Raw genomic sequence first — 21,352 nt, 5'->3', positions numbered from 1 at the left:
AAGTACGGATGAACGAACTGGCACTGAAGTACGGCTGCAACCCCAACCAGAAGCCCAGCCGCATTTATATGGAAGATGGCTCCGACCTGCCCGTGACCGTTCTGAACGGCAAGCCCGGCTACATCAATTTTCTGGATGCACTCAACTCCATCCAGCTTGTCCAGGAGCTGAAAGCGGCCTGCGGCCAGCCCGCAGCGGCATCCTTCAAGCATGTTTCCCCGGCTGGTGCGGCCCTGGGCCTGCCCCTGACCGAGGTGGAGCGGAAGATGTACCACATCGCCCCGGATCTTGAGCTGTCTCCGCTGGCCTGCGCCTATGCCCGCGCCCGCGGTGCGGACCGGATGTCCTCCTTCGGTGACTGGATCGCCCTGTCGGATGTCTGCGACGTGCCCACCGCAAAGCTCATCCAGCACGAAGTGTCCGACGGCATCATCGCACCGGGCTACGAGCCGGAGGCTCTGGCCATCCTGTCCGGCAAGAAGAAGGGCAACTACAACGTAGTCGCCATCGACCCGGAGTATAAGCCCGCCCCGGTGGAGCACAAGCAGGTGTACGGCATCACCTTCGAGCAGGGCCGCAACGAGCTTGTCATCAACGCCGACACCATGTTGACCAACTGGGTCACCGAGAACAAGACCGTCTCGGAGGAGCAGAAGCGCGACCTTGTCATCGCCCTCATCACCCTGAAATACACCCAGTCCAACAGCGTCTGCTATACCTACAACGGCCAGACCATCGGCGTGGGTGCCGGCCAGCAGAGCCGCATCCACTGCACCCGTCTGGCGGGCCAGAAGGCCGACAACTGGCAGCTGCGCCACATGGACAAGGTGCTGAACCTGCCCTTCCGCGATGATGTCTCCAAGCCCAACCGCGACAATGCCATTGATGTCTACATCGGCGATACGCCCGAAGATGTCATCGGCGACGATGTCTGGGCCGAGACCTTTACCGAGCAGCCTGCTCCGCTGACCGCCGAGGAAAAGAAGGAGTATCTGCGCCATGTCACCGGCGTTTCGCTGGGTTCGGATGCGTTCTTCCCCTTCGGTGACAACATCGAGCGCGCCCGCCGTTCCGGCGTGACCGCCATCGTCCAGCCCGGCGGCTCCATCCGCGACCAGCAGGTCATTGACACCTGCAACAAGTACGACATCGCGATGGCCTTCTGCGGCATCCGGCTGTTCCATCACTGACCCTCTCAGGCGCTTCGCGCCAGCTCCCCCAAAATGGGAGCCTTTGGCAGGACAATAGAGAGAATGCTGGACAGATAAGGCCCGATGTTCCGGAAGCGATTGGGCTCCGCTGCTTCGAAAAGCAGCAGCTTGCCTGAGCGGCAAGGCCCACATCTTTATGGCGGGTCGAACCCAGGCAGTCAGCAGGGCCAGAACCGACTCGCCAGTGCCTCCCACTTTGGGGGAGGTGGCATCGCGTGAGCGATGACGGAGATGGGAGGATGTGGATGGAACACGAGAGTTTAGGAGATAGAATATGGCTAAAAAAATATTAGTCGTTGGCGGCGGCGGACGTGAGCACGCCATCATCAAGGCATTGAAGAAGAGCCCGGACTGCGGCGAGATCTGGTGCGCACCCGGCAACGGCGGCATCAGCTATGACGCCAAGTGCAAGAACATCAAGGCCACCGATGTGGACACCATGGTCGCGTTTGCAGCGGAGGAACAGTTCGACTACGTCGTCGTCGCGCAGGACGACCCGCTGGCTTTGGGCATGGTCGATGCGCTGGCGGCGGTCGGTATCCCGGCCTTTGGTCCGGACAAGGCAGCGGCCCGCATCGAGGCTTCCAAGGTCTTCTCCAAAGACCTGATGAAGAAATACGGCATCCCCACCGCCAGGTATGAGACGTTTGACGACCCGGCCAAGGTCATGGACTACGTCCGGGCCGAGGGAAAGTACCCTGTCGTCATCAAGGCGGACGGTCTGGCTCTGGGCAAGGGTGTGCTCATCTGTGAGAACAAGCAGCAGGCCGCCGATGGCGTGAAGGAGATCATGCTGGACAAGAAGTTCGGCGCTTCCGGCAACCATGTCGTGGTCGAAGAGTTCCTCACCGGCCCGGAGGTCAGTGTGCTGAGCTTCACCGACGGCAAGGTGGTCAAGCCCATGGTGTCCAGCATGGACCACAAGCGGGCCAACGACCACGACACCGGCCTGAACACCGGCGGCATGGGCACTGTGGCCCCGAACCCCTACTACACCCCGGCCATCGCTGCCGAGTGCATGGAGAAGATCTTCCTGCCCACCATCCGGGCCATGAACGCCGAGGGCTGTCCCTTCAAGGGCTGCCTCTACTTCGGCCTCATGCTCACCCCGGACGGCCCGAAGGTCATCGAGTACAACTGCCGCTTCGGCGACCCGGAAACGCAGGTCGTGCTGCCGCTGCTGGAGAGCGACCTGCTGCAGATCATGACGGCCTGCACCAATGGTACGCTGGCCGACACCGAGGTCCGGTTCTCCGACGGTGCCGCCGCCTGCGTCATCCTGGCTTCCGGCGGCTATCCCGTCCAGTATGAAAAGGGCAAGCCCATCTCCGGCCTGACCAACGGCCAGCTGGCAGGGGAGGAGAACATCACCGTCTACCACTCCGGCACGGCCATCACCGAGGACGGCACCCTCGTCACCAACGGAGGCCGTGTGCTGGGCGTCACCGCTACGGCACCCCGGCTGACCGCCGCCGTCACCCAGGCTTATGCGGCAGCCGAGAAGATCTCCTTCGAAAAGCTGCACAAGCGGACGGATATCGGTCTGCGGGCACTGAAGGCGATCGCAGAAGGGTAAGCCCTCTCAGGCGCTTGCGCGCCAGCTCTCCCGGAGGGAGAGCCATTGGCATATCGGGCAGGTTTGCGCGTTGTCGCCGGTGGCTCTCATGCAGCGGGGCCCTGTCCCGATTGGCAGCAGTTGCTGACCTCTGTCGCGGAGCCCGAACGTTTGGGTTAAATAAAGCGTGATTCATCCAGCAGTTTCAAGACCGTCCTGCCAATGCCTCGCCCTTTGGGAGAGGTGGCAGCGCGCCAGCGCTGACGGAGAGGGTGAGTCACTGAAAGAGAGGATAAATTCCTATGGTATATCGTATCTATGTGGAAAAGAAACCCGGCTTCGACGTGGAAGCCGAGGGGCTGAAGAATGAACTGGTGTCGCTGCTGGGCGTGTCTGACCTGACCGGTCTGCGCCTGCTCAACCGCTACGACGTGGAGGGCATCGACGAGGCACTGTTCCAGCAGTGTGCATCCACCGTGTTCAGCGAGCCGCCGGTGGATAACACCTACGACGCGCTGCCTCAGTTTGAGGGTGTGTCCTTTGCTGTGGAGTATCTGCCCGGCCAGTTCGACCAGCGCGCCGACTCGGCTGCCGAGTGCATCCAGCTCATCAGCCAGGGCGAGCGCCCGCTCGTCCGCTCGGCCCGCGTCTATCTGCTGCAGGGCAGCCTGACCGAGGCGCAGGTGGAGGAGATCAAGAAGTATGTCATCAACCCGGTGGAGGCCCGCGAGGCAAGCCTGGAAAAGAAGGATACCCTGAAGATGGAGTACCCCATCCCCAGCTCCGTGGCGGTGCTGGACGGCTTCAACGAGCTGGACGAAGAGGGCCTGAAGAAGTTCATCGAGGAAAAGGGTCTGGCCATGGACCTGGGCGATATCCGGTTCTGCCAGGACTATTTCCGCGGTGAACACCGGGACCCCACCATCACCGAGATTCGGATGATCGACACCTACTGGTCTGACCACTGCCGCCACACCACCTTCGGCACCATCCTGGACGATGTGCAGATCGACGATGCTGTGGTGCAGGAGGCCTTTGACCGCTACATGGCCATGCGCGAGGATCTGGGCCGCACCAAGAAGCCCCGCTGCATGATGGACCTGGCCACCATCGGTGCCAAGGAGCTGAAGAAGCAGGGCATCCTGAAGAACCTCGACGAGTCCGAGGAAATCAATGCCTGCACCGTCAAGATCAAGTGCGACGTCAACGGCAAGGATGAGGACTGGCTGTTCCTCTTCAAGAACGAGACCCACAACCACCCCACCGAGATCGAGCCGTTCGGCGGCGCAGCCACCTGCATCGGCGGTGCCATCCGCGACCCGCTGTCCGGCCGCAGCTACGTCTATCAGGCCATGCGCGTGACCGGTGCGGGCGACCCGCTCAAGCCCGTCAGCGAGACGCTGCCCGGCAAGCTGCCCCAGCGCAAGCTGGTGACGACCGCTGCCGCCGGTTACTCTTCCTACGGCAACCAGATCGGCCTTGCCACCGGCCAGGTCGATGAGATCTACCACCCCGGCTATGTGGCCAAGCGGATGGAGATCGGCGCCGTCGTGGGCGCGACTCCCGCTTCCCACGTCCGCCGCGAGTGCCCGGCTCCCGGCGACGTCATCGTCCTGCTGGGCGGCCGCACCGGCCGCGACGGCATCGGCGGTGCCACCGGCTCCTCCAAGGCCCACAATCTGGGCAGCCTCGACCACTGCGGTGCCGAGGTCCAGAAGGGCAATGCCCCCATCGAGCGCAAGCTCCAGCGTCTGTTCCGCCGCGAGGACGCCTGCAAGATGATCAAGCGCTGCAACGACTTTGGTGCGGGCGGCGTTTCTGTTGCCATCGGCGAGCTGGCCGACGGCCTGTACATCGACCTGAACAAGGTCACCAAGAAGTATGACGGTCTGGACGGTACCGAGCTGGCCATCAGCGAGAGCCAGGAGCGCATGGCCGTGGCCCTTGCCCCGGAGGATGTGGACAAGTTTATCGCCATCGCCACCGAGGAGAACCTCGAAGCAACTCCCGTGGCCAAAGTCACCGAGGAAAAGCGCCTGAACATGGTGTGGAACGGGGTGTCCATCGTCAACATCAGCCGCGAGTTCCTGAACTCCAACGGTGCAGAGAAGCACCAGAACGTCCATGTGGAGCAGGGCACCGTCTGGCAGCCCCAGTGGTCCGGCATCACCTTCGCCCAGAAGATGAAGAACATGGTGGGCGACCTGAACGTGTGCAGCAAGAAGGGCCTGTCCGAGCGGTTCGACTCCACCATCGGTGCCGCCACCGTCCTGATGCCCTTCGGCGGCGCACACCAGCTGACCCCGCAGAACGCCATGGTGGCAAAGCTGCCCGTGGACGGCGAGACCACCACCTGCTCCGGTATGGCATGGGGCTACAACCCCTACCTGATGAGCGCCAACCAGTATGTGGGTGCCCGGATGGCGGTGGTCGAGAGCGTGACCAAGCTGGTCGCCTCCGGCTTCCGCTATGAGGATGCCTACCTGACCTTCCAGGAATACTTCGAGCGCCTGGGCTCCAAGCCGGAGCGCTGGGGCAAGCCGCTGGCCGCTCTGCTGGGCGCACTGGATGCCCAGATGGGCCTTGGCATTGCCTCCATCGGCGGCAAGGACAGCATGTCCGGCTCCTTCGAGCAGCTGGATGTGCCGCCCACGCTCGTCTCGTTCGCGACGGCCATCGGCAAGGCCGGCCGGGTGATCTCGACCGAGTTCAAGAAGCCGGAAAGCACCGTCGTGCTGGTGCGACCCATTCTGGACCCGGAGACCGGCTGCCCCAACTTCTTCTCGCTGAAGGCCAACTACAAGATGGTCGAGCAGCTCATCGAAGAGGGTATGGTCGCCGCTGCCTGCTCGGTGGGCTACGGCGGTCTGGCTGAGGCTCTGTTCAAGATGGGTCTGGGCAACCGCATCGGCTTCAAGATGATGGCCGACAAGACCACGGCGGAGATGTTTGCGCCCATGTACGGCTCCATCGTGCTGGAAATGGTGTCCGATTCGCCTGCCGGTGAGCTGCTGGGCGAGACCACCAAGGACTACACCTTCGAGTGCTGCGGCGAAACGCTGGATATGGCCGAGCTGCAGGAGATCTGGGAGTCCAAGCTGGAGCCGGTCTACCCCTACCGCAAGGCCGGTGCCAATGTGGACAAGATCAACGGCCGGCTGGAAGCTCCCGCCGCTGCGCCCAAGATCGGCGTGGCCAAGCCGAAGGTCATCATCCCGGTCTTCCCCGGCACCAACTGCGAGTACGACACCGCCCATGCCTTTGCGCGCGCCGGTGCCGACCCGGAGATCCTTGTCATCCGCAACCTGACCCCGGCGGACGTCACCGCCAGCTGTGAAGCACTGGTCAAGGCCATTGGCGAGAGCCAGATCGTCATGCTGCCGGGCGGCTTCTCCGGCGGCGACGAGCCGGACGGCAGTGCCAAGTTCATCGCCTCCTTCTTCCGCAACCCCGCTGTCACCGAGGCAGTGCGTGAGCTGCTGCAGAAGCGCGACGGCCTGATGCTTGGCATCTGCAACGGCTTCCAGGCCCTCATCAAGCTGGGTCTGGTGCCCTACGGTGATATCCGCCCCATCACCAGCTATGACCCGACCCTGACCTTCAACACCATCGGCCGCCATCAGAGTATGCTGGTCCGCACCCGCATCGCCTCCACCGGCAGCCCCTGGCTGAGCAACTGTGCTGTGGGCGACGAGCACACCGTGGCCATCAGCCACGGCGAGGGCCGCTTCGTTGCTCCGCAGAACGTGCTGGACGAGCTGGTCCGGAACGGCCAGGTCGCCACGCAGTATGTGGATCTGGACGGCCAGCCCACCATGGATCAGCGCTACAACCCCAACGGCTCGCTCCTCGCCATCGAGGGCATCACCAGCCCGGACGGCCGTGTCTTCGGCAAGATGGGCCACTCCGAGCGCAGCGGCGAGTACCTGTACAAGAACGTCACTGGTGACAAGTACCAGCCGATCTTTGAGGGCGGCGTAGACTATTTCAAGATTTGATGGTATGATATAAGAAAACTCCCCCAGCCGCCTGCGGCGACAGCCCCCTCTGGGAGGGGGCCAAAAGGCTCCTTCGTTGAGGGAGCTGGCACGCGAAGCGTGACTGAGGGAGTTGTTTTCAGGAGGAAACCTTAATGTCTCAGCATGACCGCTATATCAGCCCGTTTTCCACCCGTTACTCCTCCGATGAGATGCAGTACATCTTCTCGGATGACAACAAGTTCCGCACCTGGCGCCGCCTGTGGGTGGCGCTGGCCCGCGCAGAGATGAAGCAGGGCCTGACCAACATCACCCCCGAAATGGTGGAGGAGCTGGAAGCCCATGTGGACGATATCAACTACGATGTCGCCATTGCCCGCGAGAAGCTGGTCCGCCACGACGTCATGAGCCATGTCTACGCCTACGGCCAGCAGTGCCCCAAGGCGGCAGGCATCATCCATCTGGGTGCGACCAGCTGCTACGTCGGCGACAACACCGACATCATCGTGATGCGTCAGGGTCTGGAGCTCATCCGCAAAAAGCTCATCGGCGTGCTGGCTAAGCTGGCCCGTTTTGCCGAGGAGTACAAGGACATGCCCTGCATGGCCTACACCCACTGCCAGCCCGCTCAGCCCACCACCGTGGGCAAGCGCGCGACCCTGTGGGCCAATGAGCTGGTGATGGACCTGCAGGAGATCGACCATCGTCTGGCTGTGCTGCAGCTGCGCGGCGTCAAGGGCACCACCGGCACCCAGGCTTCCTTTATGGAGCTGTTCAAGGGTGACGCGGATAAGATCCGTGCCGTGGATGCTTCCATTGCCGAGGAGATGGGCTTCGACCCCGAAGCCGTCATCCCGGTCTCCGGCCAGACCTACAGCCGCAAGGTGGATTCCTTCATCCTCAACGCGCTGGCTGGCATTGCCCAGAGCTGCATGAAGTTCGCCACCGACCTGCGCCTGCTGGCCAACTTCAAGGAGATGGAAGAGCCGTTCGAGAAGAACCAGATCGGTTCCTCCGCCATGCCGTACAAGCGCAACCCCATGCGCTGCGAGCGCATCTGCGCACTGAGCCGCTATCTGATGGTGGACGTGCTGAACCCCAGCTTCACCACCGGCACCCAGTGGTTCGAGCGCACCCTTGACGACAGCGCCAACAAGCGCGTTGCCATGGCTGAGGGCTTCCTGGCGGCAGACGCCATCCTGAACATCATGCTGAACGTCACCGACGGCATCGTGGTCTACCCCAAGGTCATCCGCAGCCGTCTGATGGCGGAGCTGCCCTTTATGGCCAGCGAGAACATCATGATGCAGGCCGTGGAAAAGGGCGGCAACCGTCAGGAGCTGCACGAGCGCCTGCGCCAGCATGCCATTGCTGCGGGCAAGCAGGTCAAGGAAGAGGGCCTGCCCAACGATATGGTGGACCGCATCGCCGCAGACCCGGCCTTTGGCCTGACCAAAGAGGAGATCGTGGCCGGTCTGGTGCCCGAAAACTTTGTGGGCCGCGCTCCCCAGCAGGTGGAGGAGTTCATCGCCCACATCCTCAAGCCCATCTTTGACGCCAACCCCGATGCGATCGAGCAGCATGCTTCGTTGAGCGTGTAAAAGCAGGCGGGCTGTTCGGCGGCCTTCCGGCAAAAATGGAAGACTGCGCGAAGAAGCGTGAAATAAGATTTGCTGCGCCTTGCTGTTTTGGCAGGGCGCAGCTTTGCTATCACAAGGAGAACCCATGCGATTGGATAAATATCTGGCCGAGACGGCCCAGTGCACCCGGAGCGAGGCGAAGACGCTGCTGCAAAAGGGGAAGGTGACCGTGAACGGCACGCTCTGCAAAAAAGGGGACACCCAGCTCCGGGAGACGGATGTGGTGGCCGTGGAAGGGAGACCGCTGGCGTACCAGAAGTTCGTCTACATCATGCTGAACAAGCCCGAAGGTGTGGTCAGCGCCTCCACCGACAAGCGGGACACCACCGTCGTGGACCTGCTGGGCGACGCCTACCCCCGGCGGGAACTGTTCCCGGCCGGGCGGCTGGACAAGACCAGCACCGGCTTCGTGCTGCTGACGGATGACGGCGGCTTTGCCCACGACATCCTGGCCCCGAAGCGCCATGTCTCCAAGACCTACACCGTCACGCTGGACACGCCGCTGACCGCTGAAATGAAAGCGGGCTTTGCGGCGGGCGTCACCCTGGCGGACGGTACGGCACTTTCCCCCGCCGAGGTGGAGGCCCTGACGCCCGACGGCCTGACGGTGCGGGTGCTGCTCAAACAGGGGGTCTACCACCAGATCAAGCGGATGTTCGGCGTTTACGGCGCGGGAGTCAACGCCCTGCACCGGGACGCCATCGGCGGCCTTGCGCTGGATGCGGCCCTTGCGCCGGGGCAGTGGCGGGAGCTTTCGGACGCTGAAGTGGCAGAAAATACCGGCTGAAGGGGGCGGCTTTTCACCCCCTTTTCAAAAAAACATCACAATTTCCCGGGAAAATACAGATAAGAACCACGCAAAAAGGCGCTTTTTAGGCCGTGTCAGACCCCTGAAAGATAATTTCAACAAGAAAAATAAAAATTTTTTGGTGAAATATGTTGCAAAAGTAAATTCTTTTGTGTAAAATAGATAATGTAAAGCGGCGAAATTGTTAAAAATCACAATCTCGCCCCTGCGGCTTGCACAAAAGAGGAAAAGGGGTATCCATTTATGGCCAATAGAGTATTCCAGAGCGTGATCTACCAGATGAAAGACGCAATCGACCGTGTGGTCGGCGTGGTGGATGAGACCGGTGCAGTGATCTCCTGCTCGGAGCTGAACCTGATCGGAGAAGTGCGCGAAGGCTTTATGGCGGAGCGCCTGACAGCGGGCGACCGTTTTGTGCGGGATGGCTACACCTATCAGCAGTTCTCCAGCGCCAAGCACAACGACTACGCTGTCTTCGTGGAGGGCGCGGACGAGACCGCCGGTCAGTTCGCGGCGGTGCTGTCCATCAGCCTGCAGAGCATCAAGCAGTATCACGATGAAAAGTTCGACAAGTCCAACTTCATCAAGAATGTGGTGCTGGACAACATCCTGCCCGGTGATATCTACGCCAAGGCCAGAGAGCTGCACTTTGCTACCGACGTTTCCCGCGTCGTGTTCATCGTGCGCGTGACCAGCGGCGGCGATATCTCCGCTTACGATGTCGTCAGCAGCCTGTTCCCCGATAAGCAGAAGGACTTCGTCTTCAACATCAGCGAGACCGACACGGTTCTGGTCAAGGAGATCCGCAAGGGCATCGACCGCACCGATATGGAAAAGCTGGCGGCCAGCATCGTGGATACCCTGTCCGGCGAGCATTACATCAAGGCGGTCGTGGGCATCGGCACCCCCATCTCCAATGTGAAGGATCTGGCCACCTCCTTTAAGGAAGCCCAGATCGCCATGGAGGTGAGCAAGGTCTTCGATACCGAGAAGCAGATCATCCGCTACGACAACCTCGGCATCGCCCGCCTGATTTACCAGCTGCCCACCACCGTGTGCGAGATGTTCCTGCGCGAGGTGTTCAAGCAGGGCAGCATCGAGAGCCTAGATCAGGAGACGCTGTTCACCATCCAGCGCTTCTTCGAGAACAACCTGAACGTCTCTGAGACCAGCCGCGGCCTGTTCGTCCACCGCAATACGCTGGTGTATCGTCTGGAAAAGATCAAAAAGCTGACCGGCCTGGACCTGCGTGAGTTCGACGACGCTATCGTCTTCAAGGTAGCATTGATGGTCAAGAAGTACCTGTCCAACAACCCGGCCAAATATTGATGTTTGCTGTGCGGCACAAAGCCGCCGGCGCTGGAACCGGCCGCTCGCAACCGATGCTGGCCGGTTCTTTTTGGGTACTGACCAAATAACTACGTCAGGAGCAACTAAACTGATGATCGATTTTGAACATGTTTCCAAGCAATATAAAAAGGGCACGAAGCCCGCGCTGGAGGACATCAACTTCCATGTGGACGACGGCGAGTTCGTCTTCCTGCTGGGCCACTCCGGCGCAGGCAAATCCACCCTGCTCAAGCTCATCCTCCGGGAAGAGAAGGCCAGCCAGGGCCGTGTCCTGGTGAACGGCAAGGATGTTGCGAAGATCCGCCGCCACAAGATCCCCTATCTGCGCCGTCAGATGGGCATCATCTTCCAGGACTTCCGCCTCATCCCCACCATGACGGTCTATGAGAACATCGCGTTCGCCATGCACGTGACCAACATCGGCCGCAGACAGATCAAGGAGCGTGTGCCCTACATGCTGGAGCTGGTCCATCTGGAAGACAAGGCCAACGTCTACCCGGAGTTCCTCTCCGGCGGCGAGCAGCAGCGCGTGGCCGTGGCCCGCGCACTGGCGCATGCGCCCAAGCTCGTCATCGCGGACGAGCCTACCGGCAACATCGACCCCGAACTGAGCCTTGAGATGATGGAACTTCTGGAGCGGGTGAGCGGCATGGGCATCACTGTGCTGGTCGTCACCCACGAACACGAGCTGGTCCACCGCTTCCACCGGCGGGTCGTGACCCTGAAGGATGGCCGCATCGTCTCCGACATCCCGGCCGACCGGGAGGCAGAACCAGATCTGGCGCTGCCGCTGGACAGCCTGGAGAAGACCGGCGAGATCACACTGGAGACCGGAAAGGAGGCACTGGTATGAAACCTTCCGCCTTTGCATTCCTGACCAGGCGCGGTGTGCGCAACCTGGGCAAGCACTGGGCCATGACCATTGCCTGCATCGCCTCTCTGAGCGTCTGCATGACGCTGAACACCTTTGCAAACCTGGCCGAGGTCAATGTGGACAGCATGGTCAACTATCTGGGCCAGCAGAACGAGATGGTCGTTTTCGTGGACCCGGAGGCCGACGATGCCGCCACCGCCGCTGTGGGCGAGCGCATCGCCTCCACCCCCGGCGTCAGCGGGGTGCAGTTCATGTCCAAGCAGGACACCCTGAATGCCTACAAAGGCTTCCTGTCGGATTATGCCTCCCTGCTGGACGAATTTGAAAACGACAACCCCTTCAAAGCCAACTACCGGGTCTCGCTGAGCGACCTCAGCCAGATGGCTTCCATCAGCCAGACCTTCCAGACCATCCCCGGCGTGTACAGTGTCTCGGCGCCGGTGGAGATGACTCACACCTTCGTGGAGATCCAGCGGGCCGTGACCAAGGGCGGGCAGATCATCATATTCGTCCTGATGGCGGTCAGCATCATCACGGTGGGAAGCACCATCCGCCTGAGCGTCTTCGCCCGGCGGCGGGAAATCGAGATCATGAAGTATGTGGGTGCGACCAACGCCATGGTCACGCTGCCCTTCTTCATCGAGGGCCTGACCATGGGCCTTATCTCCGGCGCGATCACCTCGGCGGCGAGTATCGGCGGCTACTACTACATCGTGCAGGTATCCGGCACGTTCGGCGGCCTGTGGGAGATGCTCATGGGTGCGGCCCTCGTTCCGGTGGAGAACGTCTGGCAGACGATCTTGCTCTACAGTCTGGCGGCGGGTGCGCTCATCGGCGGTCTGGGCAGCATGTTCTCCATCCGCAAGCACCTGAATGTGTAAGCGAAGGGGGAGACCGCGATGAAAGCAAAACATTCGGCCGGGTTCCGGCTGTATCACCGCCCCGCCCACGCAAGACCCAGCCGCTACCCCGGCCGCGCGATGCGGGCGGCCAGCCTGTTTCTGGCCATGGCCTGCCTGCTGCTGACCGTTTCGGTCTACCCGGCCGCGGCAGCGACCAGCATGTCCAGCCTGCAGAACAAGCTGAACAAGCTGAGCCAATCCATCGAGCAGCACAAAAAAGAGCTGTCCGACGCCAAAAAGAAAGAACAGGCCGCCAAGGCTCTGGAATCCGAACTGAAGGAAAAGGTCACGGTGGTCCAGGGGCAGATCAGTGTGCTCAAAACGCAGATCGCTCAGGTGCAGAACAGCATCGGCCTCAAGGAGCAGGAGATCGCCGCCAAGCAGGAGGAAATCGCCGCCAAGCAGGAGGAAATCGCCGCCAAGCAGGGCGAGATCGACGCCCAGTGGAGCGCCTTCAAGGGCCACATGGCCGCCATGCAGGAGCTGCGGGAGGGCGGCAGCGTGGCGATGCTCTCCTCGGTCACCAACCTGTATGAGCTGCTGACCTTCAACGAAGCATTGCAGGATATCTCGGTCAAGGATACCGAGATCCTGACCAATATGCGCAACGCAAAGGAAGCGCTGGAAAACGACAAGCTCCAGCTCGAAGAGCAGAGAGCTGAGCTGAAGACGCAGAAGGCAGACCTGCAGAGCAAAAAGGCAGATCTGGATGCACAGAACAACCAGATGAGCGCAAAGCAGAAGGAGCTGAACTCCAGCGTCGCTGCCGCCAAGATGAGCGCAGCCGAGGCTCAGCAGGCCCAGAAGGATGCGCAGGCAGCCATCGAGTCGGATGAGATGAACTATGAGGCGGTCAAGAAGGAGATCCAGAAGCTCATCGCCCAGGCGGCTGCGGCCAAGCCGCAGCTGAGCTTCACCGGCTTTATCTGCCCGCTCAAGAGCTATACTCGCATCTCCAGCGAGTACGGCTGGCGCAAGAACCCGGTGACGGGCGTGAACAAGCTCCACGCCGGTACCGACTTTGCGGCCCCTGCCGGAACGCCCATCTATGCCGCAGCCAGCGGCTATGTGCAGGTGGCGGGCTGGTCCAGCGGCGGCTACGGCAACTATGTCATCATCTACCACGGCAAGATGTCGGATGGCAACCAGTACAGCACACTGTACGGCCACATGCGCTCGGTGGCGACCTCTGCGGGCAAATATGTCAAGCAGGGCGAGATCATCGGCTATGTGGGCAGCACCGGCAACTCCACCGGTAACCACCTCCACCTCGAAGTCTGGAAGGGCGGTTCCAAGGCCAATGCCGTGAATCCTAGAAGTTATATTCCCATGAGATAATTCCCGATAGTATCAAAGGAGGCCGTTCGGTCCTATGAACGAAGAAAAACGCAAGCGCATCCTGCGCTGGGGCTGCCTGATCCTGGCAGGGGTGTTCACCCTCTCTCTGCTGGGCAGCGTGGTCGTGATGCTGCTGGTCTGACCGAGGAGGAAACCACACAATGAATCGCAAAATCTCTGTTGGCATGGCGGTCAGCATCGTGATCCTTGCCATGACGGTGACCTTTTCCATCACGATGCTGGTGGCGATGCGCCTGTTCGACAGCACCGTTTCCAGCGTGAAGGAAAAGGAGAGCATGTACAATAAGATCGCCGAGGTGGACCGCTACGTCCGCAGCAACGATTATTACCAGATCGACGAGACCACCCTGTACGACCGCCTGACCGCAGGCTATCTGCTGGGCACCGGCGACAAATACGCCCGATATTATACGGCCTCCGCATACACGGACCTGATGAACGCCCAGAACGGCACCCTGCTGGGCATCGGCGTGGAGCTGGCCGTGGACCAGTCCGGCTACGCCAAGGTGACCAAGGTCTACGACGAATCCCCGGCCAAGGAAGCCGGCATCACGGTGGGCTGCTACATCACCGCCGTGGACGGCACCGATGTCAAGAGCCTGAGCGGTGTGGATGCCATCCAGACCCGCCTGCGCGGCGAGTCCGGCACGAGCGTCAATGTGACCTGGCTGGACAGCGAGGCGACCGAGCACACCGTAGACCTGACCCATTCCGGCTACTCGACCACAACGGTGGATTTCCAGATGCTGCAGGGCAATGTGGGTTATATCAAGATCCGTCAGTTCGATGCCTCTACCCCCAGTGAGCTGGATTACGCCATCCGCAGCCTGAGCGCCAACAATGCCCTGAGCCTGGTCTTCGACCTCCGCGACAACGGCGGCGGCCTGCTGGACGATGCCCTCAGCTGCATCGACCTCGTGGCCCCGGAAGGGACGCTGGCCTATGCCGAGGATCAGAACGGTACCCGCACCGTGCTGGGCAGCAGCACCGGCGACTCGTATGTCAGCCTGCCCATGGTCTGCCTGGTCAATGGCAACACCGCCAGCGCGGCCGAGCTGTTCGCCAGCAGTCTGCGCACCCTGAACGGTGCCCGCCTGGTGGGCACCACCACGATGGGCAAGGGCACTATCCAGAGCAGCCCTCAGCGCCTTTCCGATGGCAGTGCCGTGGTCATCACCGTGGCAAAGCTTATCTGCGGTGACGGCAGCTGCTTCGACGGCACCGGCCTGAGCGTGGATGTGGACCGCCCGCTGACGGCGGATGAGCAGACCGCGTATTACGATTACACCGTTGAGAACGACCCGCAGATCCAGCGTGCTGTCAGCACGGCGCAGCAGATGAGCGGCACCACCACCGTCAGCGGCGTCAACGAAGCAGCTTCCAGCGAAGCTGCTTCCGACAGCACTGCAGCCGACAGCGCGGCGGCCGAGGCAGCTTCTTCGGAGACCGCTGCGTCCAGTGAGACCGCTGCCGAAAGTGCCGCTTCCAGCGAGGAAACGGCCTCTTCCACCGCAGAATAAACGAAACCAGATACCGCAAAGGCCCCCGGCGCTCCTGCCGGAGGCCTTTTTGCCCGAAGAAAGGATGGAACTTATGCCGGAGCTGACCGACCTGTCTTACGTCCGCGCCCTGTGCGAGAAATATGATTTTGCCCTGTCCAAGGGCTTTGGCCAGAACTTCATCATCAACCCCGGTCTGCCCCTCAAGATCGTGGATGCCAGCGGCGTGGATCGGCGCTATGGCGTCATCGAGATCGGCCCCGGCATCGGTGTGCTGACCCGCGAGCTGGCCCGGCGCGCCGCAAAGGTCGTCTCCATTGAGGTGGACGAGCGCCTGCCGCCCCTGCTGGAGGAGACGATGGCCGGTGTGGACAACTTCAAGTTGGTCATGAACGATGTGCTCAAGGTGGACCTCCGCGCCCTCATCGAGGAGGAGTTCCCCGGAATGCCGGTGGCCGTCTGCGCCAACCTGCCCTATTACATCACCAGCCCCATCGTCATGAAGCTGCTGGGCGACCGCCTGCCTGTGGAGAGCCTGACCGTCATGGTCCAGAAAGAGGCCGCCGACCGTCTGGCCGCGGCCCCCGGCACCCGCGCTTCCAGCGCCATCAGCTGCGCGGTGAGCTACTACGCAAAGTCGAAGATGATGTTTACCGCCGCGCCGGGCAGCTTCTACCCGGCCCCCAAGGTGACCAGCGCCGTGGTCCGGATGGACATCCGCCCCACCCCCGCAGTGCAGGTGGAAGATGAGGACGGCTACTTTGCCCTCATCCGCGCAGCCTTCGGGCAGCGCCGCAAGACCGCCGCCAACGCCATCGCCAGCGGCCTCGGCCGCTCCAAAGAGACAGTCATCGCCGCCATTGAAGCGGCCGGATTCGATGCCCGCATCCGCCCCGAAGCCCTGACGCTGGAGGACTTTGCCAAGATCCAGCAGGCCCTTGCGGCGCAGTGAGCAGACCGTTTGCCTGCGGCGGGAACATCGGCCCGCAAACAAACCCGGAAATCAAAAAATCAGCCTTGCCAAACCCGCCCGCTGGTGGTATACTATTCTGGTAGTGTTCGCTAGTGTGGCGCAATGGCAGCGCAACTGATTTGTAATCAGTGGGTTGCAGGTTCAACTCCTGTCACTAGCTCCAAGAAAAATCCTGCGATATACCGTTAGAATTGCGGCGCGTATCGTGGGATTTTTGCTTTTATATGCGCTGTGAAATGCCCGGAAAATGCGACCGATTTGAAGAGGTCATGATGATAAAGCGCACACATGGAGAAAAACGGCATACGATCAGAGGAATGGGGCTGCGAGAAGAGAACAAAAACCACGCAAACGCAGCGTTTTGCGAAAAAGTTGTACTTTTATAGAAATCTTTTTCAGAAATCGGTTGACAAAATCGAGGCGAGATGGTAAGATATACAGGCAGTCAGCTGTGGCTGTAAAAATTGAATCTGGGCGTGTTCCCGAGTGGCCAATGGGGACAGACTGTAAATCTGCTGCTTTTCAGCTTCGGTGGTTCGAATCCACCCGCGCCCACCAAACAAGAAAAATCCGAACCTATTTCCGATTGGAGAAGGGTTCGGATTTTTCGTTTTCTTCGGGTACAACAATGAAGGCTCCCGTGGACGGCGCAAAACTCCGATGCCTTGTCATAGACCGTAAGCCAATAACAAGATTTGGAGGGTATGATTATGAAGTACGATGAAAGAGCCTGCAAGTTTAATATGGACACTGGCTGCGTGGAACTGCTGCTCCGGGATGGGAGAAAAATTTCCATCGACTGCACCGGGGTCGAGGATGCGCTGGATGTGACCATGGCCCAGCAGACTGAACTGGACTACCTCATCTACAACGACCCACTGGGCTATGCGGATTTGATTCTGAACGGTGACCCGGAGGAGTATTTGAAAAACGTAGCTGGAAGCCATGGGTTAGAAGATTGAGGGCAAAAAAATAAGAGGTGCGCCCAACTGGACACACCTCGGCGAGATACATCTATGTAAGGCAGGGCGTTCCCTTTACCGGGAGCGTCCTGCTGTTTTTATGCGGCAACAGGCAATGCTTGTAGAGCTTCCTGCTCTTTCAGCCATTCCTCATATTCACGCTGGCCTTCCTCGCTGTTGAAAAACTCAACCATGGAGGGATAAAAGCAACGTGCAAGGGTCTTGATTGCTTCATCCGGGTAGCCGGATTTGTTTGACTTCTTCTTTTTGTTCAAATAGTATCCTCCGAAACTCAAAGTTCCATATCCTGACCACACTTGCGGTTTCGCTGCGGCACATTCATGGTGCGCTCCTGCTTGGGGGCAAGAATCTTTTCCAGAAAACTGCGCACCAGTTCGGGCGCACGGTGGAGAGCATCCAGATAGGGTTTCACGTCGTACCACAGGTCGTGGTACTTGTTGCTCCAACGAACGGCCTCCTTCTTGGCGGTGGAAAGTTCTTCGTTCAAGCGGCGGTTCTCCATGTCCATCATATAGCCATGGTCGGCTTGCTTTTTCAGCTTGGAAAATTCTTCTTCGGTCAGCGAGTAGTTACCGAGAAAGGTGCGCTTGCCGATATAATCCAGATCGCGCACATGAATGAGGGCTTCTTTTGTGAGCGTGGCCTTTTTCTGAACAGCGTCAAGTTCTTTCACCTTTTTGGAGAGAGCGGTGCTAGTTCGGGCAAGCGACTGTTCTTTCTGGTCGATTTGAGAAGTCAGGCTGTCCAGACGTTCCTGCTCCCGCTGGACTTTGAATTGGGTGACGGTCAGGTGTTCTTCGGTGCTGCCGCGCTCGCCGCGCTCTACATCGGTGTACCCGGCATTGTGCATATAGTTGAAGAAATCGTCTTGCAGGATGCTGTACGACTTCTTCAGGACTGGTTTGCCGTTCTTTTGCAGGACGGGCTCTCCAGCATCGTCCAGCAGGGGCTTGGATGCCCACTTCTTGCTCCGGCTGACCTGCATGACAGTCTCCTTGACTGTGCCGACCAGTGCCTTGTCCTTGCAGCGTTTCGACCACAGGATCTGCTTTTCCACCACAGGTACATAGACCACATGGAGGTGGTAGTGGTAAACTTCGCGGCCTAGTGCTTCGGTCATGGCACGGTTGATCTCATCGGCGTGCATGACTGACGAGAGGATATATTGCTCACCACCCACGATTTGAACGGCTGCTTTGTAGGCATCCTCATAGAACTGCTTGGCGAACTCGTAGCCACCGTGATTGTCAAAATAGGCCGAGTTAACATCAAAGACAAGCTCGCAATAATGGGTGGCATCCGGCTTCAGGCCGCGCGTGGAAATCGTACCAGCGGTTTCCAGTTGGGCGAACAGGTCAGTATAGCTGGCGGTTGGCTTTTTGAAGTGGACGTTCCATGCAGCGCGCTGGGGGATAATATCGGGGTTCCGATAGCTGTCCTTTTCACGCTCATTGTGCTGCTGGGTGTTGCCAACGGCCTTGTCCGAAACGGCGAGATTTCGGACACTGGTGCGGTCAATACCATCGTTTCTTGCCAAAGGGCATCCCTCCTTTCAAGGGGTACTGTTTAACACTCTTACTCATGCTGCAGATGATTTTGCTGATAAACGATAAAAATATATTGATTTTCAATTTAACATGTGCTATTCTAAATGTGAAATCAAAGGGGGATGCAATATGGGTAAGAATGATTTTCGGGTTGATACAACTTCTTCCGAGAAAAAGACGTTTTTCAAAAAGAAACAAACACTTCTCGGACTGGCATTCTTACTGACTGTTCCGCAAATGTTCAGTGCAGTGATTCTTCCTATTCAATGGCTTTTGGGTGCAAGGCATGGAGTGGTTCTTAATGTCACTTCCATTGCATCGCAGGAACTGTATTTCCTTGTAATGACGATTGCCGGAATCTCTGTTTTGAAGATGATGCTTAGTGATAAAACTTTTTCTAAAACGCTGGTTCAATGCACTCGTCTTGAAGGCTATCTTATTGCGGTTGCATCTGTGATATTTCCGATTTTACCGGGATATCAAGCGTCTGGTTCGACCTTTTTCTTCTGTGATACAGTATTGCTGTTGCCTGGAGTACTTCTGATTATCATGGCTGAGTTGTTGAAAGAAGCTGTTGCGATGCAGAAGGAATTGAACGAAGTTCTTTAAGGGGATAAGAATGGCAATCATACTACGATTAGACCGCATTATGGCAGACCGAAAGGTTTCCTTGACAGAACTCTCTGAACGTGTTGGAATCTCTATGGCGAACCTCTCAAATCTAAAGACCGGAAAGGTTAGAGCAATTCGTTTTTCTACACTGGATGCAATTTGCCGGGAGCTTCATTGTCAGCCGGGAGACATTTTAGAATACGATGAAACATAGAAGGAGTCGGGACAGGTACATTCCGTTATGCGGCTTTTCTTTAGGCGAACAGCTTGTTTGCGGTGGGGAGATGCACTTCTGCGGAAGTGTAATAACCCACTATAACACTTTCATCCCTATGGGCTGCAAAGTGTAGTGGGCTCTTCGAGGACTCTCCGAGGGGGAACGTCTCCTGCGGGAGAGCTAATCGAGTTCACGTTTGCGAAGCAATGAAAGCCCCAGTGGGGCTTTTAAGTGACCGAACGGTCTTGCGCTAGCAAGATGGAGGGGCCTCGCCCCGGCAAGTTCGCACAATGCGAACTTGATTGCTCCGTACGCATCTGAAAAAATCGCGTACGGACTTCAAATAACCTGTACGGTTCGTACGGCGTACGGAAATCCGAAATATAAACGATAACACGCTTTAATTTATCTCGATTTGCCGTACAGGCGCGTACAAGTACAGACCGTACAGGTTGTACGAACTTCTTCCGTGAAAAAATGCACTTTTTACGGGCATGGGTGGACAAGCGGCTCAATGCCCACGAAACCACGCACCCTGCGGCCACCGGGCAGGTAGATGTTGTTGGTGGCTTCAAGGTTGTAGCGGCGGTCATTCTGGCGCAGTTCTGCGCTGAAACGGATGGCCGATACGCTGTGACAGGCGTTGTCCTCACACCACTGCTTATAAATGTCGTAGAACTCCTTGGAGCTGATGGAGTAGTCCGCCTTGAAGCGGAAGTAGCCTTCGGACTCCATGAAGTCGATGACATTGTTGCTGCTGCGTTTGATGGTGTCCACGTTGGCGGCGGCTCGTTCGCTGACCGTGAAGCGGAAATCGTTCTGCACCAGCCGGTGCAGCCCTTCCAGACACCAGAGCAGGATGCCCTCCAACTCGGCGCACATCTTCTCCACAAGGAAGGGGTCATCCGTGCGGTCAGCAGGCTTGTCCTTGGTGGTCAGGATAAGCTGGCGGCGGAAGAAGCCATCCGAATGGTCATACAGCGAGGTCAGCGCACCGTTGCCGAAGCAGAGGAACCGGGCGTAGATGTCCCGCTGGTAGCTCTGGACACCCTTGCGTTCCAAGTCCAGCTTGGCTTCGGCGGTCACGATGGTCTTGATATAATTCGTCTTGGGCAGGGCGTTCATGTCCATGTCGTCGTCGATCATCAGCAGGCGGCGTTCCAGATCGGCACGGGCAAAACGGTTATTCTCCACTTTCTGGACGCTGCCGTTGCTGGCGGCATCTCCCATGAGCCGCTTGAGCACCAGCCCGATGCGGGACTTGCCCTCGCCGCCCTTGCCGACAATGAGCATCATCTTCTGCCCCTTGGTGCTGGGAATCAGGCAGTAGCCCAGATATTCCTGTAAGGTGGGAATGTCGGCATCGTCCAACAGCTCGTGCAGAAAGGTCAGCCAGCGGTCAGGGCTGGGTGCTTTCGGGTCGTACTTCACAGGCAGGCGGTTCTGGCAGAACAGGCGGCTCTCCTGAAAAGAGCCGTCCGGCAGATGGTACACGCCGTTCTGGAGGTGGATGCAGTCCTGTTCGATGGGAAAGGGGTCGGAAAAGGCCAGCAGCTTGATGGTCTCCAGAATGTTGGTGACTTTTTTGGACAGGCCGGAGGTGACATATTCCTCGATATTCTCCAAGATGCGCTGCTTGATCTCGCTCTCATCCTCTACCGGGCCGTCCAGCGTATATAGCGTGCCGTTGACGCATTTCAGCGGCCACTGTTCCAGAAAGGCACGGCCAAACTGGACTTCATCAATTTTCTTGCCGTTGTACCAGTCCGGCCATAAGGGGTTGCGGGAAATGTTTTTCTTCATAGGGTAGTTCTCCTTTAGAAAAGTGAAGTGGTGGGTCTCACG

17 protein-coding genes and 2 tRNA genes are annotated in these 21,352 nt (G+C 59.0%); 16 read left to right on the top strand and 3 right to left on the bottom strand.

The genetic code is table 11. From position 1 onward, the window contains the following. Window positions 1-8: 8 nt before the first annotated feature. The 14 genes from J3350_RS02155 (at window position 9) to J3350_RS02090 (ending at window position 17,110) form a co-directional block, all read left to right on the top strand. Window positions 9-1,190: a phosphoribosylaminoimidazolecarboxamide formyltransferase gene (locus J3350_RS02155; RefSeq protein WP_097792667.1), complete on the top strand. Its 1,182-nt coding sequence runs from the start codon at window positions 9-11 to the stop codon at window positions 1,188-1,190. Between the two features lie 295 nt (window positions 1,191-1,485). Beyond that, a complete protein-coding gene (gene purD, locus J3350_RS02150) occupies window positions 1,486-2,787 on the top strand; it encodes a phosphoribosylamine--glycine ligase (RefSeq protein WP_207685527.1) in 1,302 nt (433 codons plus the stop codon). Window positions 2,788-3,068: 281 nt separating this feature from the next. Next, entirely contained in the window at window positions 3,069-6,764 is a 3,696-nt protein-coding gene (locus tag J3350_RS02145; RefSeq protein WP_207685526.1) for a phosphoribosylformylglycinamidine synthase, read from the top strand. Between the two features lie 134 nt (window positions 6,765-6,898). After that, window positions 6,899-8,344, top strand: coding sequence for an adenylosuccinate lyase (gene purB, locus J3350_RS02140; protein ID WP_207685525.1), 1,446 nt, complete (start codon window positions 6,899-6,901; stop codon window positions 8,342-8,344). A 124-nt stretch (window positions 8,345-8,468) separates the two neighbouring features. Beyond that, window positions 8,469-9,170 carry a pseudouridine synthase gene (locus J3350_RS02135; protein ID WP_207685524.1) on the top strand — a complete coding sequence of 234 codons (702 nt, stop codon included), beginning with the start codon at window positions 8,469-8,471 and terminating at the stop codon, window positions 9,168-9,170. 264 nt (window positions 9,171-9,434) lie between these two features. Next, a complete protein-coding gene (locus tag J3350_RS02130; protein ID WP_055189472.1) occupies window positions 9,435-10,520 on the top strand; it encodes a CdaR family transcriptional regulator in 1,086 nt (361 codons plus the stop codon). Window positions 10,521-10,632: 112 nt separating this feature from the next. After that, on the top strand, window positions 10,633-11,394 hold the full coding sequence (ftsE, locus tag J3350_RS02125) for a cell division ATP-binding protein FtsE (protein ID WP_207685523.1): 762 nt from the start codon (window positions 10,633-10,635) through the stop codon (window positions 11,392-11,394). After that, a complete protein-coding gene (locus J3350_RS02120; protein WP_207685522.1) occupies window positions 11,391-12,296 on the top strand; it encodes an ABC transporter permease in 906 nt (301 codons plus the stop codon). Before ftsE ends, J3350_RS02120 begins: the two co-directional genes overlap by 4 nt. A gap of 18 nt (window positions 12,297-12,314) precedes the next feature. Further along, a complete protein-coding gene (locus J3350_RS02115) occupies window positions 12,315-13,655 on the top strand; it encodes a murein hydrolase activator EnvC (RefSeq protein ID WP_242700087.1) in 1,341 nt (446 codons plus the stop codon). 161 nt (window positions 13,656-13,816) lie between these two features. Continuing rightward, window positions 13,817-15,196 carry a S41 family peptidase gene (locus tag J3350_RS02110; protein ID WP_207685521.1) on the top strand — a complete coding sequence of 460 codons (1,380 nt, stop codon included), beginning with the start codon at window positions 13,817-13,819 and terminating at the stop codon, window positions 15,194-15,196. Between the two features lie 73 nt (window positions 15,197-15,269). Then, window positions 15,270-16,127, top strand: coding sequence for a 16S rRNA (adenine(1518)-N(6)/adenine(1519)-N(6))-dimethyltransferase RsmA (gene rsmA / locus J3350_RS02105; protein ID WP_207685651.1), 858 nt, complete (start codon window positions 15,270-15,272; stop codon window positions 16,125-16,127). 109 nt (window positions 16,128-16,236) lie between these two features. Further along, window positions 16,237-16,311, top strand: a tRNA-Thr gene (locus J3350_RS02100). Window positions 16,312-16,620: 309 nt separating this feature from the next. After that, window positions 16,621-16,706: transfer RNA gene (locus J3350_RS02095), tRNA-Tyr, on the top strand. A 152-nt stretch (window positions 16,707-16,858) separates the two neighbouring features. Then, entirely contained in the window at window positions 16,859-17,110 is a 252-nt protein-coding gene (locus J3350_RS02090) for a DUF6061 family protein (protein WP_207685520.1), read from the top strand. Window positions 17,111-17,208: 98 nt separating this feature from the next. On the opposite strand, the gene J3350_RS02085 is transcribed toward J3350_RS02090, so the two are convergent. Then, window positions 17,209-17,385: a hypothetical protein gene (locus J3350_RS02085; protein WP_223387700.1), complete on the bottom strand. Its 177-nt coding sequence runs from the start codon at window positions 17,383-17,385 to the stop codon at window positions 17,209-17,211. A gap of 17 nt (window positions 17,386-17,402) precedes the next feature. Beyond that, window positions 17,403-18,668, bottom strand: a complete 1,266-nt coding sequence (locus J3350_RS02080; protein WP_207685519.1) for a plasmid recombination protein — start codon at window positions 18,666-18,668, stop codon at window positions 17,403-17,405. A 139-nt stretch (window positions 18,669-18,807) separates the two neighbouring features. On the opposite strand from J3350_RS02080, the gene J3350_RS02075 reads away from it, so the two are divergent. Together J3350_RS02075 and J3350_RS02070 are read left to right on the top strand one after the other, a co-directional pair. Further along, window positions 18,808-19,287: a DUF2975 domain-containing protein gene (locus J3350_RS02075; protein ID WP_207685518.1), complete on the top strand. Its 480-nt coding sequence runs from the start codon at window positions 18,808-18,810 to the stop codon at window positions 19,285-19,287. A gap of 10 nt (window positions 19,288-19,297) precedes the next feature. Next, on the top strand, window positions 19,298-19,504 hold the full coding sequence (locus J3350_RS02070; RefSeq protein WP_112091734.1) for a helix-turn-helix transcriptional regulator: 207 nt from the start codon (window positions 19,298-19,300) through the stop codon (window positions 19,502-19,504). Between the two features lie 489 nt (window positions 19,505-19,993). On the opposite strand, the gene J3350_RS02065 is transcribed toward J3350_RS02070, so the two are convergent. Beyond that, a complete protein-coding gene (locus tag J3350_RS02065; protein ID WP_207685517.1) occupies window positions 19,994-21,310 on the bottom strand; it encodes a phage/plasmid primase, P4 family in 1,317 nt (438 codons plus the stop codon). Between the last annotated feature and the right edge of the window lie 42 nt (window positions 21,311-21,352).

It is taken from the genome of Faecalibacterium sp. Marseille-Q3530, assembly GCF_017377625.1.
Lineage (GTDB): Bacteria > Bacillota > Clostridia > Oscillospirales > Ruminococcaceae > Faecalibacterium > Faecalibacterium prausnitzii_E.
Note: the sequence above shows the minus strand (reverse complement) of the source record. Positions and strands in the feature narration are given on the sequence as shown.